This window comes from Streptomyces turgidiscabies Car8 (assembly GCF_000331005.1).
GTDB classification, from domain to species: Bacteria; Actinomycetota; Actinomycetes; order Streptomycetales; family Streptomycetaceae; genus Streptomyces; species Streptomyces turgidiscabies.
This window is the reverse complement of the sequence record NZ_AEJB01000147.1, coordinates 1-16542: the sequence shown is the minus strand read 5'-3', so window position 1 is coordinate 16542 and position 16542 is coordinate 1. Positions and strand designations below refer to the sequence as shown.

Annotated in this window: 17 protein-coding genes and 1 pseudogene; 13 read left to right on the top strand and 5 right to left on the bottom strand. The window is 68.9% G+C overall.

The window, feature by feature from the left end; translation table 11 throughout:
• From STRTUCAR8_RS09340 to STRTUCAR8_RS09305, 8 genes and pseudogenes are all read left to right on the top strand, one after another.
• Positions 1 to 1358 (top strand): annotated as a pseudogene (locus STRTUCAR8_RS09340) (nitrate- and nitrite sensing domain-containing protein); the annotation flags it as partial.
• A gap of 9 nt (positions 1359 to 1367) precedes the next feature.
• Complete coding sequence (locus STRTUCAR8_RS09335) at positions 1368 to 1781, top strand: roadblock/LC7 domain-containing protein (protein ID WP_044471908.1); 414 nt, start codon at positions 1368 to 1370, stop codon at positions 1779 to 1781.
• Between the two features lie 108 nt (positions 1782 to 1889).
• Positions 1890 to 2288, top strand: coding sequence for a DUF742 domain-containing protein (locus STRTUCAR8_RS09330; protein WP_006375303.1), 399 nt, complete (start codon positions 1890 to 1892; stop codon positions 2286 to 2288).
• Positions 2269 to 2844: a GTP-binding protein gene (locus tag STRTUCAR8_RS09325; RefSeq protein WP_006375318.1), complete on the top strand. Its 576-nt coding sequence runs from the start codon at positions 2269 to 2271 to the stop codon at positions 2842 to 2844. Before STRTUCAR8_RS09330 ends, STRTUCAR8_RS09325 begins: the two co-directional genes overlap by 20 nt.
• Before the next feature lie 378 nt (positions 2845 to 3222).
• Complete coding sequence (locus STRTUCAR8_RS09320) at positions 3223 to 6576, top strand: sensor histidine kinase (RefSeq protein WP_044471907.1); 3354 nt, start codon at positions 3223 to 3225, stop codon at positions 6574 to 6576.
• 10 nt (positions 6577 to 6586) lie between these two features.
• Positions 6587 to 7000: a roadblock/LC7 domain-containing protein gene (locus STRTUCAR8_RS09315; RefSeq protein ID WP_005479603.1), complete on the top strand. Its 414-nt coding sequence runs from the start codon at positions 6587 to 6589 to the stop codon at positions 6998 to 7000.
• Positions 7001 to 7096: 96 nt separating this feature from the next.
• The gene (locus STRTUCAR8_RS09310; protein ID WP_044471906.1) at positions 7097 to 7684 is read left to right on the top strand and encodes a DUF742 domain-containing protein; all 588 of its coding nucleotides are present in this window, start codon (positions 7097 to 7099) and stop codon (positions 7682 to 7684) included.
• On the top strand, positions 7665 to 8246 hold the full coding sequence (locus STRTUCAR8_RS09305) for a GTP-binding protein (RefSeq protein WP_006375305.1): 582 nt from the start codon (positions 7665 to 7667) through the stop codon (positions 8244 to 8246). Before STRTUCAR8_RS09310 ends, STRTUCAR8_RS09305 begins: the two co-directional genes overlap by 20 nt.
• A 216-nt stretch (positions 8247 to 8462) precedes the next feature.
• Here the strand turns inward: STRTUCAR8_RS09305 and STRTUCAR8_RS09300 are convergent, their stop codons facing one another.
• Together STRTUCAR8_RS09300 and STRTUCAR8_RS09295 are read right to left on the bottom strand one after the other, a co-directional pair.
• A complete protein-coding gene (locus tag STRTUCAR8_RS09300) occupies positions 8463 to 8654 on the bottom strand; it encodes an acyl-CoA carboxylase epsilon subunit (protein ID WP_006375302.1) in 192 nt (63 codons plus the stop codon).
• A gap of 70 nt (positions 8655 to 8724) precedes the next feature.
• Positions 8725 to 10332, bottom strand: coding sequence for an acyl-CoA carboxylase subunit beta (locus tag STRTUCAR8_RS09295; RefSeq protein ID WP_044471905.1), 1608 nt, complete (start codon positions 10330 to 10332; stop codon positions 8725 to 8727).
• 311 nt (positions 10333 to 10643) lie between these two features.
• Between STRTUCAR8_RS09295 and STRTUCAR8_RS09290 the strand changes: the two genes are divergently transcribed.
• Positions 10644 to 11261: a YceI family protein gene (locus tag STRTUCAR8_RS09290; protein WP_006375313.1), complete on the top strand. Its 618-nt coding sequence runs from the start codon at positions 10644 to 10646 to the stop codon at positions 11259 to 11261.
• Between the two features lie 122 nt (positions 11262 to 11383).
• On the opposite strand, the gene STRTUCAR8_RS09285 is transcribed toward STRTUCAR8_RS09290, so the two are convergent.
• From STRTUCAR8_RS09285 to STRTUCAR8_RS09275, 3 genes are all read right to left on the bottom strand, one after another.
• On the bottom strand, positions 11384 to 12031 hold the full coding sequence (locus STRTUCAR8_RS09285; protein ID WP_006375301.1) for a YdeI/OmpD-associated family protein: 648 nt from the start codon (positions 12029 to 12031) through the stop codon (positions 11384 to 11386).
• Positions 12032 to 12174: 143 nt separating this feature from the next.
• Entirely contained in the window at positions 12175 to 12825 is a 651-nt protein-coding gene (locus STRTUCAR8_RS09280; protein ID WP_006375308.1) for a TIGR04222 domain-containing membrane protein, read from the bottom strand.
• 106 nt (positions 12826 to 12931) lie between these two features.
• Entirely contained in the window at positions 12932 to 13336 is a 405-nt protein-coding gene (locus STRTUCAR8_RS09275) for an ATP-binding protein (RefSeq protein WP_006375319.1), read from the bottom strand.
• Between the two features lie 112 nt (positions 13337 to 13448).
• On the opposite strand from STRTUCAR8_RS09275, the gene STRTUCAR8_RS09270 reads away from it, so the two are divergent.
• The 4 genes from STRTUCAR8_RS09270 (at position 13449) to STRTUCAR8_RS09255 (ending at position 16391) form a co-directional block, all read left to right on the top strand.
• A complete protein-coding gene (locus STRTUCAR8_RS09270; RefSeq protein ID WP_006375310.1) occupies positions 13449 to 14270 on the top strand; it encodes a helix-turn-helix domain-containing protein in 822 nt (273 codons plus the stop codon).
• Entirely contained in the window at positions 14267 to 14527 is a 261-nt protein-coding gene (locus STRTUCAR8_RS09265; protein WP_006375312.1) for a DUF397 domain-containing protein, read from the top strand. Before STRTUCAR8_RS09270 ends, STRTUCAR8_RS09265 begins: the two co-directional genes overlap by 4 nt.
• Positions 14528 to 14904: 377 nt before the next feature.
• Complete coding sequence (locus STRTUCAR8_RS09260; RefSeq protein WP_006375307.1) at positions 14905 to 15402, top strand: hypothetical protein; 498 nt, start codon at positions 14905 to 14907, stop codon at positions 15400 to 15402.
• A gap of 203 nt (positions 15403 to 15605) precedes the next feature.
• Positions 15606 to 16391 (top strand): S1 family peptidase, encoded by a 786-nt coding sequence (locus STRTUCAR8_RS09255; RefSeq protein WP_006375316.1) that lies wholly within the window; start codon positions 15606 to 15608, stop codon positions 16389 to 16391.
• Positions 16392 to 16542: the final 151 nt, after the last annotated feature.

The following is a 16542-nucleotide window of genomic DNA, read 5'->3' as shown; positions in this document are numbered from 1 at the left end:
GCCTCCAGGCCGCGGGCGGCTTCGGTGACGGCTCCGGCGCGCGTCAGGGCCAGGACGCCTTCGGCAACAGCACCGGACAGCAGGACGCGTTCGGCGGCTCGCGTGGCCCCGTACCCCCGCAGCGCGCGGAGGGACAGGGCGGCGGGCGCCGTCCGCAGCTCCCGCCGCGTGGCGGTGCGCGTCCGGAGCTGCCCGGCGGCAACGCGCCGGCGCGTCCGAGCTGGAGCGACGAGAACGCGCAGCCCCCGGTGCCGCGTGCCTCGCTGGACACCCCGCGCGGTCACGAGGAGCCGGACTCCACCTCACGGATGCCACGCATCGACGACCGGCACGGCCCGGCCTCGACGTCGGAGATGCCCGCGGTTCCGCGCCTGGACAGCCTCCAGAACCCGGCCGCCACCTCCGAGTTCGCGCGCCCCGACTACAACGCCCCGCGTCCCGGCGGCCCTTCGGACACCGGCCAGTTCCCGCTGCCCGGCTACAACGGCTCCGGTGACACCAACGGCCAGCAGAGCAACGGCTCGTACGTCCGCTCGGACGTCTTCGGCACCCCGCCCGCCGGACAGCAGGGCACCCAGAACCCGCAGAGCAACGGGCAGTTCACGCCGTCGTCCTACGACAGCGGGTCCACGGGCCAGTTCCCCGCGCCGACCGGGTACGACTCCGGCTCGACCGGCCAGTTCCCCGCGCCCTCCGGCTTCGACGGCCGGGGCCCGGTGCCTCGCCGTCAGCAGGACGCCTCGTCGACCGGCCAGTTCGAGCGCCCGCAGCCGGGCGCCGGGCGTGGTCCCGCCGACTTCGGCGGCTCCCGCCCGCCGGTCCCGCCGCAGCAGGAGGCACTGCCGCCGGCCAGCGGTCCCGGTGACGGACGGACGCCCCTGTACGACACCCTGGAGACCAACTGGTTCCACGGGCAGGGTCAGCAGGGGCAGCCTCAGGGCGGCCGGCCGCAGGCCAACGGCACCAGCAACGGCAACGGCACCAACGGTTCGGCGCTCTCGCAGCCGTCCTCCGTGCCGGCTCCCCCGCGTCCGGCGACCGCGCCGGCCACAGCCACCAGCTCCTGGCGCAGCTCGCCGAACGACGAGCTGGTCCGACAGGCCGCCGGTGTCCGCCAGCCGGCCGCCGGTGGCGTCACGACTTCCGGCCTTCCGCGCCGGGTCCCGCGTGCGAACCTCGTACCGGGTACGGCTCAGCAGCAACAGCACCAAAGCGGTCCGGCGGTCTCGCGTGCGCCCGATGACGTGCGCGGCCGGCTGACCAATCTCCGTAGGGGCATCGCCCAGGGTCGGCAGGCCGGTAACGGCTCCGACCAGACCGGCAGCTTCCCCAGCCCCACTCACCAGCAGGAGCGTTAGTTGAGCCAGATGAGCCAGGCGGCACAGAACCTCAACTGGTTGATAACCAACTTCGTGGACAACACCCCAGGTGTGTCCCACACAGTCGTCGTGTCCGCCGACGGCCTCCTTCTGGCCATGTCGGAGGGCTTCCCACGGGACCGCGCCGACCAGCTCGCCGCCGTCGCCTCCGGGCTCACGTCGCTCACCGCGGGTGCCTCGCGCATCTTCGAGGGCGGCACGGTGGCTCAGACGGTCGTCGAGATGGAGCGGGGCTTCCTCTTCCTCATGTCCGTCTCGGACGGATCGTCGTTGGCGGTCCTGTCCCACCCGGACTGCGACATCGGCCTTGTCGGCTACGAGATGGCGCTCCTGGTCGACCGGGCGGGCGCAGTGCTCACCCCCGACCTGCGTGCCGAACTACAGGGCAGTCTGCTCCACTGACCGCTCCGGATCCACCCGTCTCACCAAAACACCGTCCGGCCGCCACATCTCCCCCACCGGCCCTGTCAGACGGCACGACTGACCGACGCTGTCCCGCCCGGAGGATTCATGACCCCGCCCACCGCCTCTCATGATCCGTACGCTCACACGTACGAGGATGAGGGCGACCAGCCGCTGGTAAGGCCGTACGCCATGACCGGCGGCCGGACCCGGCCGCGCTACCAGCTCGCCATCGAGGCGCTGATCAGCACGACGGCCGATCCGGCCCAGCTGATGGGACTGCTGCCCGAGCACCAGCGCATCTGCCACCTGTGCCGTGAGGTCAAGTCGGTGGCAGAGGTGTCGGCGCTCCTGGCCATGCCCCTCGGTGTGGCCCGCATCCTCGTCGCGGACCTCGCCGAGGCCGGACTGGTCGCCATCCACCAGCCGGGCGGCGACGAGAACAACGGCGGTGCACCAGCGGTGACACTGCTCGAAAGGGTGCTCAGTGGACTTCGCAAGCTCTGACGGGGGCCGGGCGACCACCTCCGCGAAGATCGTGGTCGCGGGTGGCTTCGGCGTCGGCAAGACCACGTTCGTGGGCGCCGTCTCGGAGATCAACCCGCTGCGTACCGAGGCCGTCATGACGTCGGCCTCCGCGGGTATCGACGACCTCACCCACACCGGGGACAAGACCACCACCACGGTGGCCATGGACTTCGGCCGTATCACCCTGGACCAGGACCTGATCCTGTACCTCTTCGGTACGCCGGGTCAGGACCGTTTCTGGTTCATGTGGGACGACCTGGTGCGCGGCGCGATCGGTGCCGTGGTCCTGGTCGACACCCGCCGGCTCGCGGACTGTTTCCCCGCGGTCGACTACTTCGAGAACAGCGGCCTGCCCTTCGTCATCGCCCTCAACGGCTTCGACGGGCACCAGCCGTACAACCCCGAAGAGGTGCGCGAGGCGCTCCAGATCGGCCCGGACGCCCCGATCATCACGACGGACGCCCGCCACCGCTCGGATGCGAAGAGTGCGCTGATCACGCTGGTCGAGCATGCGCTCATGGCCCGCCTTCGGTAACCAAGTCAACGATGCTCTACGGCAGTTGTCGTAGATACACCGGAGCCGACTGTGTCCTTTGACACGGTCGGCCCCGGCGTTCATAACGTTTCGACAGAGATATCTGGTGGTATGGCCACGCGTCGCGGTCACGTGGTCTCGCTGTGCTCACCTTGGCCCCGCCTTTTGGCGGGGCTCGTTCTTTATGACCGTTTTATCTGGGGCTTACATCGCTATGGATCTTCGCATTCCGGTGTTTGGAAGAGCGAAGGCTGACGTGCTGGAATGCCTGAACTGCCTAATAGTCAAAGACGTACTCCCGTAGAGGGTCTTTGGCTTACCGGCTCTGAGAGACTGCGGCACAACGTTGGTGCCTTCCGCCGAGAGGTTGTTGGTCGAGTGAGGCGAAGCAAGAACGGTCCCGAGCCGTCGGCCCGGGGCAACTTCACCCCGCCGCCGCGCGCAGCGGCGTCCGCCGCCGTGCCCGGCTCGGAGCCCATGGCGCCACCCGCTCCGAGCGGCAGCCGCTTCTCGCCGCGCAACTGGCGCGTGCCGACCAGGCTGAACGCGATCCTGCTCATACCCGTGGTCGTCGGCCTCATCATGGGCGGCTTCCAGGTGAAGAGTTCGATCGACACCTGGCAGGAGGCCGAGGACGCGGAGCAGACCGCCCGCCTCGTGCAGGCCGCCCTGATCTACGGCGACGCCCTCTTCCAGGAGCGCGACATCACCGCGGCGCCCCTGCTCCAGGGCAAGGGCGAGGACGACGCGACGGTCGTCAAGGCGCGCGCGGCGACCGACAAGGCCGCCGACGCCTTCGACGCCGCCGCGCAGAACATCCCGGACAAGCCGAGCGTCGAACGCCGGCTGAAGCTGTTCCGCGAGGTCGAGCCGCAGCTGGCGGCGGTCCGCGCGGCCGCCTACACCTCCAAGCTCACCGGTGTGCAGTCCGAGGAGAGCTACACCGCCATCACGCACACCCTGATGGAGTTCTCCAACGAGCTGGGCCTGGGCACCGGCAACATCACCAGCTACGGCCGGACCGTCTACGCCATCTCGCTCACCAAGGCCTCCGTGTCGCTGGAGCGTGCCATCGGCATGCACGTGCTGATCAAGCCCGGCCCCGGTGAGAGCAGCTTCCAGAGCCAGCGCATCGCCCTCTCCTCGTACGCGTACCTGGAGCGGATCGCCATCGCGGAGTACATCGCGGGCGGTACCGAGGCGGACGCCAAGAAGCTTCAGGACGCCTCGGCGAAGGTCACGGCCGACGGCAAGGCGATGGCCGAGCAGGCCGCCCAGAGCGCCGCGTCCAAGGGCGAGACCTATGTCCCGCCGCCGTCCGACCCCAGCCAGATGATCACGCAACTGGCCTCGCTCAGCTCGACCGACCCCAGTGCGCGAGCGGGGCTCGCGGCGAACGGCATCACGCCCCAGAACTGGTGGGCGGTCAACACGCTGAAGTACAACGCGTACCTCAAGCTGGAGTCCGACCTCTCCAAGACGGCCGTGAACGAGGCGTCCACCATCTCGGACGACGCCAAGCGCGACGCCATCATCGTGGGTGCCGCCGTCCTGGTCGCCCTGCTCGCCGCGTTCATCCTGGCCGGCATGGTGGCCCGCCAGATGAGCCGCGCGATGCGCCAGCTGCGCAACGCGGCCTTCGGTATCGCCGAGCAGCGTCTGCCGATGCTGGTCGACCAGCTCTCGCGCACCGACCCCGGTCGCGTCGACACCCGGGTCGCCGCGATCCCCATCAACACCACGGACGAGATCGGCGAGGTCGCCCGCGCCTTCGACCAGGTCCACCGCGAGGCGGTCCGACTGGCCGCCGAGCAGGCTCTGCTCCGGGGCAACATCAACGCGATCTTCACCAACCTGTCGCGCCGCAACCAGTCACTGATCGAGGGCCAGCTGACCCTGATCACGGACCTGGAGAACAACGAGGCCGACCCGGACCAGCTGGAGAACCTCTTCCGCCTGGACCACCTCGCGACCCGTATGCGCCGTAACGGCGAGAACCTCCTCGTCCTCGCCGGCGAGGAGCCGGGCCGCCGCTGGGACCAGCCGGTCCCGCTGGTCGACGTCCTGCGCGCCGCCTCCTCCGAGGTGGAGCAGTACGAGCGCGTCGAGCTGTCGGGCGTACCGGAGGCCGAGATCCACGGCCGCGCGGTCACCGACCTCGTGCACCTGCTGGCCGAGCTGCTGGAGAACGCGACGACGTTCTCGTCCCCGCAGACGAAGGTCCGGGTGACGGCGACCCGGCTGCCCGACGGCCGCATCATGGTCGAGATCCACGACAAGGGCATCGGCCTCACCGCCGAGGACTTCGCGGACATCAACCACAAGCTGGCCAACCCGCCGACGGTGGACGCCGCGATCTCCCAGCGCATGGGCCTGTTCGTGGTCGGCCGGCTGTCCGACCGGCACGGCATCCGTGTCCAGCTCCGCCCCTCGGGCGAGCAGGCCGGTACGACGTCGCTGGTCATGCTCCCGGACGCCATCACCCACGGTGGCGGTGGCGAGCAGCAGATGCAGCGCGACGAGTTCACCGTCTCGCAGATCATCCCCGAGCAGCTGCAGCAGCAACAGCAGCCGCAGCAGTACGTGGGCGAGAACTTCCAGTCCGCCCAGATGCAGCCGATGCGTACGGCGGCCGAGCTCGGCTTCGACGACAGCCGCTACACCGAGGTCCCGGACGACATCCGCGAGCTGGACCCGGTGGGCCGCTCCCTGATGCGTGAGGAGCGCCGCGCGCAGCTTGAGGCGCAGGCACACCCCGAGACGGGCCAGCGGGAGGCCATCGAGGCCCCCGCGTACGGCGACGACTTCAGCGCGCCGAACGGCCAGGCCCCGGTCCAGAACGAGCCCTTCGCGAGCTACGACCAGCAGACCGCGTACGAGGAGCGGCAGCAGCCGTCGTACGAGGAGCCGTACTTCAACGGGAACAACGGTTTCCCTCAGACGGACGACTTCCCGGCGACCGGCAGCGACTACCCGTCGACGAACGGCGGCTACCCCTCACCGAACGGCAACGGCGGCTACCCGGAGCCCGCGTACACGGAGCCCGCCCAGGAAGAGCCCGCCCCGGCCCATGCCGCGGCCCCGGAGAGCTTCTCGGCCTTCGAGGAGCGGCGTTACCAGGATGACTGGCCGCAGCCGGACGGTTACCAGAACGGGCACCGCTCCGAGTACGCTCCGGAGACGGAATCCACGCAGGCCGCTGACGTGAGTGAGCGGAACCACGTAGGCTTCGAGCGTCCGGGACCGGCGCCCTCCGCCGCCCACGCGCTGACCGATGCCGGGCTCCCCCGCCGTGGATCCACCACGAGCGGCACCAGCAACGGCACATCGCGGCAGCACGTGGACCAGGAGACACCAGCCCCGGCCCCGGCCCCCGCGGAGCACAACGGCAACGCGAACGGGAACGGGAACGGCAAGGGTCCCGACGACTGGCGTTCGGCCAACGACGAGCGCTGGCAGCAGGCCGCACAGCTCCGCAAGCCCAAGGCGGGCGGGGTGACCTCCTCCGGTCTGCCGCGCCGGGTACCGAAGGCCAACCTGATCGAGGGTGCCGCGGAAGCGACTCTCCAGGGCGGTCCCTCGGTGTCCCGCGCCCCCGAGGACATCCGGGGCAGGTTGAGCAACCTGCGCCGGGGTGTCCAGCGGGGACGCACCGCAGGTAGTGAGACGAACGGCCAGGCCACCAGGAATCACCACGGTGGGCCTGACAGCACCTACAACCAGGAGCGTTAGTGTGAGTCCGATGAGCCAGGCGGCGCAGAACCTGAACTGGTTGATCACCAATTTCGTGGACAACACCCCCGGGGTGTCGCACACGGTGGTGGTCTCCGCCGACGGACTCCTTCTGGCGATGTCCGAAGGCTTTCCGCGAGACCGTGCGGACCAGCTCGCCGCTGTCGCCTCCGGTCTGACCTCTCTCACCGCGGGTGCCTCGCGCATCTTCGAGGGCGGCAGTGTGAACCAGACGGTTGTGGAGATGGAGCGGGGATTCCTGTTCATCATGTCCGTTTCCGACGGGTCCTCCCTCGCGGTGCTTGCACATCCGGAGGCCGACATCGGTCTCATTGGGTACGAGATGGCGCTTCTGGTCGACCGTGCCGGCACGGTCCTGACACCCGATCTGCGTGCGGAGCTCCAAGGGAGCCTTCTCAACTAACAGTCAGACGGTGCGTTTTGGCGTCTCGGGGCGGTAGGTTTCGGACGCGGCTCCACAGTGATGCGGTGCCCGGCACAGTCGGAGGAGGAGAAGAAAGTGGCAACACCCCCAGGCGGTTCACCCTCGGGTAATTGGTCGTACGGTCCTGGCCAGGGTCAGGGCCAGGGCGACCAGAACCGGTACAACTTCCCCTCCGCACCGAGTCACCGTCGGCAGCAGCCGTACGCACCCCAGAACCCCCAGGGTCCCGGTCCGTCGCCGTACGACCAGCCTGCGGCGCCGCGTATCCAGCCCGTGCAGCCGCAGCGCCGTTCTCCGGAGTCGTCGCCCGCCGGGGGCGCGAGTAATCCCCTGGTGCGTCCCTACGCCATGACCGGCGGCCGGACGCGCCCGCGTTACCAGCTCGCCATCGAGGCGCTGGTGCACACCACTGCGCAGCCGCATCAGATGCAGGGCCAGTTGCCCGAGCATCAGCGAATCTGCAACCTCTGCCGAGAGATCAAGTCGGTGGCCGAAATCTCGGCGTTGCTGACCATCCCTCTCGGTGTGGCCAGGATCCTCGTCGCCGACTTGGCGGAGGCAGGCCTGGTCGCCATTCATCAGCCCGGCGGCGACGAGAGCGCCGGCGGCCAGCCAGACGTGACTTTGCTCGAAAGGGTGCTCAGTGGACTTCGCAAGCTCTAGCGGAGGGCCTTCCCGCTCCACCACGTCCGCGAAAATCGTGGTGGCGGGCGGCTTCGGCGTGGGCAAGACCACGTTCGTCGGGGCCGTCTCGGAGATCAATCCGCTGCGTACCGAGGCCGTGATGACGTCCGCATCCGCGGGCATCGACGACCTGACGCACACCGGGGACAAGACGACGACGACCGTCGCCATGGACTTCGGCCGCATCACCCTGGACCAGGACCTGATCCTGTACCTCTTCGGTACGCCCGGCCAGGACCGCTTCTGGTTCATGTGGGACGACCTGGTGCGTGGCGCGATCGGCGCGATCGTCCTGGTCGACACGAGGCGTCTCGCCGACTGCTTCCCGGCGGTCGACTACTTCGAGAACTCGGGTCTTCCCTTCGTGATCGCGCTGAACGGGTTCGACGGCAGTCAGCCGTACAACCCGGACGAGGTGCGGGAGGCGCTGCAGATCGGGCCCGACACCCCGATCATCACCACGGACGCTCGGCACCGTGCCGATGCCAAGTCCGCGCTGATCACCCTTGTGGAGCATGCGCTGATGGCGCGGCTGCGGTAGGCAGACGGATTTTTCGGCCGCTGGGCTGCCACGGACGGTTTCATGCCGTCCGCGGCAGCCCAGTGGCTTGTCGCGCAGTTCCCCGCGCCCCTAAAAGCAGCCTCGTCTTCAGGGGCGCGGGGAACTGCGCGGCCAGCCCCCACCCGCCCGCAGCCGACGCGCATACGAGAGGGCCCCCTCCCGCACCGCGGAAGGGGGCCCTCTCACAACTCAGGCTCAGTGCCAGCTGTGCGGCGCGCGGAAGCCACCCTCGCGCTCCAGGCGGCGCCAGCCGGCCTTCGGGCGTCCGCGGCGGGTCGGGGCCGCTGCCGGTGCCGCTGCCGCACGGGCCAGCAGGATCGCCGTGATGGCGGCGACCTCCTCGGGCTCGGCATGGCCCTTCTCGACGCGAATGTCAGAGGTGTTCATAGGTCACAGTCTCCGTGAGAGAGGTTTCCGCGGATGGACCGCGAAGGATCCGCTGGGTTACCGAGCGGGATCACTGAGGGGGGTTGCCGTGCTTTCGCGAGGGCAGGTCGGCGTGCTTGGTGTGCAGCATCGCGAGTGACCTGATGAGCACCGAACGCGTCTCGGCCGGGTCGATGACGTCGTCGACCAGACCGCGCTCGGCGGCGTAGTAGGGATGCATCAGCTCGGACTTGTACTCCTTGACCATCCGAGCCCTCATCGCCTCGGAGTCTTCGGCGTCCGCGATCTGACGGCGGAAGATGACGTTGGCGGCACCTTCCGCGCCCATCACGGCGATCTCGTTCGTCGGCCAGGCATAGGTGAGGTCGGCGCCGATGGACTGGCTGTCCATGACGATGTACGCGCCTCCGTACGCCTTGCGCAGGATCAGCGAGATCCTCGGAACGGTCGCGTTGCAGTAGGCGTACAGCAGCTTCGCGCCGTGCCGGATGATTCCGCCGTGCTCCTGGTCGACGCCCGGCAGGAAGCCGGGGACATCCAGCAGCGTGACGATCGGGATGTTAAAAGCGTCACACATCTGGACAAAGCGCGCAGCTTTTTCGGATGCCTCGATGTCCAGGACGCCTGCGAGGCTCTGCGGCTGGTTGGCGACGATGCCCACGACCTGGCCGTCCAGCCGGCCGAGCGCGCAGATGATGTTGCGGGCCCAACGCTCGTGAATCTCAAGGTAGTCGCCGTCGTCGACGATCTCCTCGATGACCTTGGTCATGTCGTACGGCCGGTTGCCGTCGGCCGGGACGAGGTCGAGCAGAACGTCGCTCCGCCGGTCGGCCGGGTCCTCGGACTCGACGCGCGGCGGGTTCTCGCGGTTGTTCTGCGGGAGCATCGCGAGGAGGTAGCGGACCTCGGCGATGCAGGTCTCCTCGTCGTCGTACGCGAAGTGCGCCACGCCGCTGGTCTCGGCGTGCACGTCGGCGCCGCCGAGGCCGTTCTGGGTGATCTCCTCGCCGGTGACCGCCTTGACAACGTCCGGGCCCGTGATGAACATCTGCGAGGTCTCGCGGACCATGAACACGAAGTCGGTGAGAGCGGGCGAGTAGGCGGCTCCGCCGGCGCACGGGCCGAGCATCACGCTGATCTGCGGGATGACACCGGAGGCCTTGGTGTTGCGCTGGAAGATGCCGCCGTATCCGGCGAGCGCCGAGACACCCTCCTGGATACGGGCGCCGGCGCCGTCGTTGAGCGACACCAGCGGGGCCCCGGCCGCGATGGCCATGTCCATGATCTTGTGGATCTTCGTGGCGTGGGCCTCGCCCAGCGCGCCTCCGAAGATGCGGAAGTCATGGGCGTACACGAAGACCGTACGGCCCTCCACCGTGCCCCAGCCGGTGATCACACCGTCCGTGAACGGCCGCTTCGCCTCCAGGCCGAACCCGGTGGCCCGGTGCCGGCGCAGCTGCTCGACCTCGTTGAAGGAGTCCGGGTCGAGGAGCAGTTCGATGCGCTCCCGGGCGGTCAGCTTGCCCTTGGCGTGCTGCGCCTCGGTGGCCTTCTCGCTGGGGCCGGCCAGGGCCTGCGCACGGATCTCGTGCAGCTCGGCCACTCGCCCGCGTGCGTCCGTCGGCTCCCCTGTCGGCTCGCCCGCGAACTCACCCTGCGCCTCATCCAAAACGGTCATGTAGCGACCATACGAAGCCGAGCAAGAAAACCGGCCCGTCGACTCCGTACAGTCTCCGGCGAGTTTTCCTGGTACCCCTGAACAGAACCGCGCCGACATGCAGCCGACCCGACTGCTCAGGGGGCATGCGGGTTGTAGGGGTCACACAAATGCGCCCTGACGAGACCCCTGTCACCCCGGGCGAGATTACAACACACGGAGTAACGGGACGACTACTCTCCCAATAAGGTTGAACATTGAACAGAATGGGACTATGGTTGCCCTCGTTGAACTGTTCAAGCTTCAACAATCCGTCTCCAAGGAGTCATGCCATGAGCATCTTCGGCCGCAAGAACACCGCTGACAGCGACGCCGCCACCTCGTCCGTGGCGACCGCGGAGGCCCCCGCGCTCGCCGCGCTGACCGGCGAGTACACGATCGACCCGTCCCACACGACGATCGGCTTCACCGCCCGGCACGCCATGGTGACGAACGTGAAGGGCAGCTTCCAGGAGTTCGAGGGCACCCTGCACCTCGACGGCACCGACCCGGCCAACTCGACGGCGTCCCTCGACATCAAGATGGACAGCATCGACACGGGCTCGGCCGACCGTGACGGTCACCTGAAGAGCGCGGACTTCTTCCGCACGGACGAGTTCCCGACGATGACGTTCCGCTCCACCAAGGCGGAGTCCCTGGGCGGCGACGACTACCGCATCACCGGTGACCTGGAGATCCTCGGCACCAGCAGGCCGATCTCCATCGACATGGAGTTCAACGGCGCGGCGAAGGACCCGTTCGGCAACGAGCGCGTGGGCTTCGAGGGCAAGGCGGAGATCCTGCGCTCGGACTGGGGCCTGAAGTGGAACGCGGCGCTGGAGACGGGCGGGGTGCTCGTGTCCGACAAGATCAAGCTCAACTTCGACATCTCGGCCATCAGGAACGCGTGACGCGACGCGCACCGCTCCGGATGCCGCTCAGGTTGCCGCGACATCGGTTTCGGCTTCGACTTCGCCGTCGGCATCCGAGGAACGTACGGAGCGGAAACGAACCGCCCGCCTGGTCAGGACAGTCAGTCCCGGACCGGGCGGGCGGACGTGTCTCCGGAACCTGTCGCTCCGTCCACCAGTCCGGCGACGGCTGCGGCAAGACGAGCAGCCCGGCTGCCGGGGGTACGGGCCTTGAGCAGCGGCAGAACGACCTGGTAGCGATCCGTCCTGCCGAGCGCCTCGAAGGCCGCTTTGGCACGGGGGTCGCGCTCCAGCGCGGCGACGAGGTCGTCCGGGACGGAGGCGTTGCGCTGCGACTCGTACGCCGCCTCCCACCGGCCGTCCGCCTTGGCCGCGTCGACCTCCGCGAAGCCACCGGGCCGCATCAGTCCGGCCGCCGCCAGCTCGGGCACCCTCCGCACGTTGACCATCGACCACTGGCTGCCCGGTCGGCGCGGGGTGATCTTCTGGAGGTAGTGGGAGGCGTCGAGGCCCTTGCGATGACCGGTGATCCACCCATGGCAGAGGGCCACGTCATTGACCTCGGCGGCGGTGACGGAGGCCAGTCCCGAGCCCTTCCTGGCGACCTTCACCCAGAGCGCGGAGGGCTGCGGCGCCGGGTGAGCGGTGAGCCAGGCATCGAGGGCGGGTGCGTCGGGGAAGGGCTTGACGGGTACGCCGTCGAGGGTGCTGTCGGGGTGGGCCGTCTCGTCGGTGGGGGTGGAGGGCACAGGGGCATCGTAGGAGCGCGATAGGCCAGAAACTGTCCTAGAGGATCGCAGCGCTCCTTCCGGCAGCCCACGTGCCAGAACTGTCCGGGTGTCCTCGGCTCCACGCCGACAGACCCGAGTGATCTGGAACCGGTGCCGGGGCCTCAGTAGTTGCCGCCCCCTCCGCCGCAGCTGAACCCGCCGGACGAGTCGGCACCCGAATCCGAGCCGGAGCCGGGCCCCGAGTCGGAGCCGGCACCGTGATCCCAGCCGGAGTCGGAGTAGTGGTCGTGGTCGTGGTCCAGTGCCTTACCCATGCGGATCAGGGTCCGGCCGAGACCGGAAGGAATCGGCTGCGCGCCGAGGACTCCGCGTCGGACGGACCCTGCGGGTAGGGCAGCGGGACCCCGAAAAACGTACGCCGGCAGGTTCCCGTCCCGTTCGGCCTCCTGCAGCCGCCGCCTGCCCGCCCGGGTCACCCGGCGCCGCGAGCCCGTCAACAGGCCCCACGCAGCCAGTCGGCGACCGATCTTCTCGACCTCCGGGGAGCCTTGGAGGGCGGCACGTATGGCGACGATGCCTCTGCTGCGGGGGCAGGACGCGATCACCACCTGCTCGACCGGATGCTCGGGCCGCTCCCCGTCCACGGCGCACAACCGTGAGCCGCGCACCGCGAGCAGCCCGCGCTCGGACAGCGCGACTATCGCGCTGTCCGCCACCCGCGAGGCCCCGCCCGCCAGGAACGCGACGTCGTACGCGTCCAGAGCACCGTGCCTCTCCCCCGCCACCACCGACCGCCGGAACACCATCCGCATAACGGACCCACCCCCCTGTGGACACCTCGCTTGGCGGCAGTGTCACCCGTCGCGACAGCCCACAACCCTCCCCCGGGTCGTTTCAGAGCAACACTTGAGCTTCTGGCTACGGCATTCCGAACTCGCACCACACCGACTTACCGGGGCACCGCTCCCCCGCCCCCCATCTGTCGGCCAGCCCCGCCACGATGAGCAGCCCCCGCCCCTCCTCGGCCTCCGGGCCGGGGTTCGGCGTGCGGATCTCGCCCGGACCGCTGTCGTGGACCTCGACGCGCAGTACGCGGTCGGTGGCCAGCGCCAGTTGGAGGAGGAAGCCCCGGCCCGGGGGTACGCCGTGCAGGAGGGCGTTCGTCGCCAGTTCGCTCACGCAGAGCAGCACGTCGTCGGTGCGCTCGGGTGCGCCCCAGTCGGCGAGGGCCTCGCGGGTGAAGTCGCGGGCCAGGCGTACCGACCTGCGGTCGCGGCGGTAGAACGCCTCGCGGGTGTGGAGGAGTTGGGGTTGTGCCTTCATGAGGCCACTGTCACAGGGAGTGACTAATGTGGGGCAGTACGTGAGGTCGTAGTTCCGATTACTACGACTCCACTACGAGGAGTCCGGGTGGCGACGGGGGAAAGGGACACGCATGCATTCGGCGAAGAGGCCCAAGCGGGGTAGTTCTTGGCAGGCGATCGGGGCGGGGGTTGCCCACTTCCGAAGGCGGGCGGGGCTGACGCAGGAGCAGTTGGCCGAGCGCGCGAACATCCACGTGGACACCGTGCGCTCCATCGAGCAGGGGCGCCTGGCGCTGCAACCGGACCGGGCCGAGCAGTTCGATCAACTGCTGGACACGGGTGGGGTGTTGGCCGTCATGGCCGCCAAGGTGCCGGTGCGGGAGCGGGTCGTGCAGTTCGCGCAGGGACTGGTCGAGCACGAACAGGAGGCGCTCAGCGTTCTCTCGTACCAGAGTCTGGCGGTTCCTGGCCTGCTCCAGACCCCGGAGTACTGCCGCGCCGTCTTCGACTACCGCTATCCGGCGCTCGGGGACGAGACGGCCGAGCAGTGGGTGACCGCCCGTATGGAACGGCAGTTGGTCTGGCAGCGGGAGCGGCCCCCGGTCGGGCACTTCGTCCTGGAGGAGAGCATCCTGCGGCGGGAAGTCGGCGGCCGGGAAACGATGCGTGGGCAGATCCGCAAGATCCTCGAAGCGTGCGAGCCCGTCCACATGAGCGTCCAGGTCATGCCCATGAACCGCGCCCCGCACGCCTGTCTCGACGGCCCCATGGTGCTCCTCGAAACCCCTGACCACGAGCGCCTGGTGTACCTGGAGGTGCAGCGTGCCAGCTTCCTCGTGGAGGATCCCGGTGAGGTCAGTGACTATCACCTGCAATATGGAATGCTGCGGTCACAGGCCCTCTCTCCCGACGAGAGCGTGCGCCTCTTGAATGGACTGCTAGGAGAGTCATGACCACCGCAGCACAGCAGCAGAATCGCTCGGACGACATGGCGTGGTTCAAGTCCAGCTACAGCGGCAGCCAGGGCGGCGACTGCCTCGAAGTCGCCTACGCCTGGCGGAAGTCGAGCTACAGCGGTAGCGAAGGCGGCAACTGCCTCGAAGTCGCCGCCCACACCTCCGCCATCCACATCCGGGACTCCAAGAACCCCTCCGGCCCGGTCCTCACCGTCGCCCCCGGTACCTGGGCCGCGTTCCTGGATCGGGCGTAGTCGGTATGGACGACATCGAGTGGGTCGTCATCACCTCCTACGAGAACACCCGCGGGCAGCCCAATCCCCTTGCCGCTGTGCGGGGTTGACTGCGAGAGCGCGGTATCGACTGGATGCCGTTCGGGCCGGACGACGTGCGGTTCGACCTCGCGTGCGGGCCGGGAGCAGATGGGCACTGGCACGGATGGTTCACCGTGCACGTGGCAGCGGACGCACTGCACAAGCTCGGGCTTCATCCCGCGCAGGCGCCCTCACCCCCTGACGGATCCTCGCCGCCCGCCTGGTGGCACGCCGCCGGGGAGCGGTACGGCCGTCGGTGGCCCGTTCCGCCGGGATAACCCGGTGCGAGGTGACCGGCCAGGAGCTAGCCTCCGTCCATGACCTGGCTCCCCCGCGACTTCGCCCACCCGCTGCACGTCGACGTACCCGGCGGGTACCACCTGCGGCCGATTCGCGGAACCGACGCCGCCATCGACTACCCGACCGTCATGGGTTCGCGCGAGCGGCTGTGGAGCATCTTCGGGGAGGCCTGGGGATGGCCGGCCGCGACCATCACGTACGAGGCCAATCTCGCCGATCTGGAGCGGCACGCCGCCGAGGCGGACGCCCACGAGTCGTTCAACTACGTGCTGCTCAACGCGGACGAGACCGTCGAACTCGGGTGCGTCTACATCGATCCGCCCGAGAAGGCCGGCGCCGACGCCGAGATCTCCTGGTGGGTCGTGGACAGTGCCGTGGGGAGTGCGGTCGAGCAGGACCTCGACGCTCTCGTACCGCGCTGGATCGCCGACGACTGGCCCTTCGTCAAGCCTCGGTTCATCGGGCGGGATCTGTCCTGGGCCGAGTGGCTGCGGCTGCCCGACGCGTCCGCGTGACTCCGGCGCGTTCGGTCCGGGCGAACCGGCTGGCCTGATAGAGGCGGCCGGTTTTCGCCCCTTGTGGGTGCGCTCACAGCGTTCCCATAATCCTTCAACAGATTTTGACCAGCTCATGCCAGCAAAAGCACGAGTTCTTTCTGTTCACTTGGCATGAGCGTGACATTTCTGCGTATGTCCAACCCCCCACGGAAGGCATCACGTTGAAGAAGTTCGTCACCGCGTTCAAGAGAGCCGCTGCCGCCGGCGCCGCCGCACTCGCGATCATCAGCCTTCAGCCCCTCTCGTCCGCCCAGGCCGCCCCCGCTCCCGTCGTCGGCGGGACCCGTGCCGCGCAGGGCGAGTTCCCCTTCATGGTCCGGCTCTCCATGGGCTGTGGCGGCGCGCTCTACACGCAGCAGATCGTGCTCACCGCCGCGCACTGTGTGAACGGCTCCGGCGCCAACACGAGCATCACGGCCACCGCCGGTGTCGTGGACCTCCAGTCCACCTCCGGCCGGGTCCAGGTCAGGTCCACCCGGGTCCTCCAGGCCCCCGGCTACAACGGCACCGGCAAGGACTGGGCGCTGATCAAGCTCGCCCAGCCGATCAACCTGCCGACGCTGAAGATCGCCACTACCACGCAGTACAACACCGGGGACTTCACCGTCGCCGGGTGGGGTGCGGCCCGTGAGGGCGGTGCTCAGCAGCGGTACATGCTCAAGGCCACGGTGCCGTTCATCAGTGACGCCACCTGCAAGGCGTACGGCGGCCTCTACAGCGGGCTCGTCGCCGGCGAGGAGATCTGCGCCGGGTTCGCGGCGGGCGGGGTCGACACCTGCCAGGGTGACTCCGGTGGGCCGATGTTCCGCAAGGACAACGCCGGTGCGTTCGTCCAGGTCGGGATCGTCAGCTGGGGTGACGGGTGCGCCCAGCGCAACGCCCCCGGCGTCTACAGCGAGGTCTCGACGTTCGCCTCGGCCATCGCCTCGGCGGCGTCGACGCTCTGACACGCGTCGGCATCATCTTCCGTACGACGTTCACGGGTCCGGCGCTTATCGGCGCCGGGCCCGTGTCCGTATCCGGGCCCGTGTCCGTGCCCGTGGGGGCTCGCGTGGCCAGAGTGAGTCGCCCCCGCCGCCCCTACCCGTCCCATCCTCG

Coding starts and splice junctions, on each gene's coding strand:
- STRTUCAR8_RS09335 (WP_044471908.1), top strand. CDS start 1,368: ATGAGCCAGGCGGCACAGAACCTCAACTGGTTGATAACCAACTTCGTG.
- STRTUCAR8_RS09330 (WP_006375303.1), top strand. CDS start 1,890: ATGACCCCGCCCACCGCCTCTCATGATCCGTACGCTCACACGTACGAG.
- STRTUCAR8_RS09315 (WP_005479603.1), top strand. CDS start 6,587: ATGAGCCAGGCGGCGCAGAACCTGAACTGGTTGATCACCAATTTCGTG.
- STRTUCAR8_RS09300 (WP_006375302.1), bottom strand. CDS start 8,654: ATGAACACCTCTGACATTCGCGTCGAGAAGGGCCATGCCGAGCCCGAG.
- STRTUCAR8_RS09295 (WP_044471905.1), bottom strand. CDS start 10,332: ATGACCGTTTTGGATGAGGCGCAGGGTGAGTTCGCGGGCGAGCCGACA.
- STRTUCAR8_RS09290 (WP_006375313.1), top strand. CDS start 10,644: ATGAGCATCTTCGGCCGCAAGAACACCGCTGACAGCGACGCCGCCACC.
- STRTUCAR8_RS09280 (WP_006375308.1), bottom strand. CDS start 12,825: ATGCGGATGGTGTTCCGGCGGTCGGTGGTGGCGGGGGAGAGGCACGGT.
- STRTUCAR8_RS09275 (WP_006375319.1), bottom strand. CDS start 13,336: ATGAAGGCACAACCCCAACTCCTCCACACCCGCGAGGCGTTCTACCGC.
- STRTUCAR8_RS09270 (WP_006375310.1), top strand. CDS start 13,449: ATGCATTCGGCGAAGAGGCCCAAGCGGGGTAGTTCTTGGCAGGCGATC.
- STRTUCAR8_RS09265 (WP_006375312.1), top strand. CDS start 14,267: ATGACCACCGCAGCACAGCAGCAGAATCGCTCGGACGACATGGCGTGG.
- STRTUCAR8_RS09260 (WP_006375307.1), top strand. CDS start 14,905: ATGACCTGGCTCCCCCGCGACTTCGCCCACCCGCTGCACGTCGACGTA.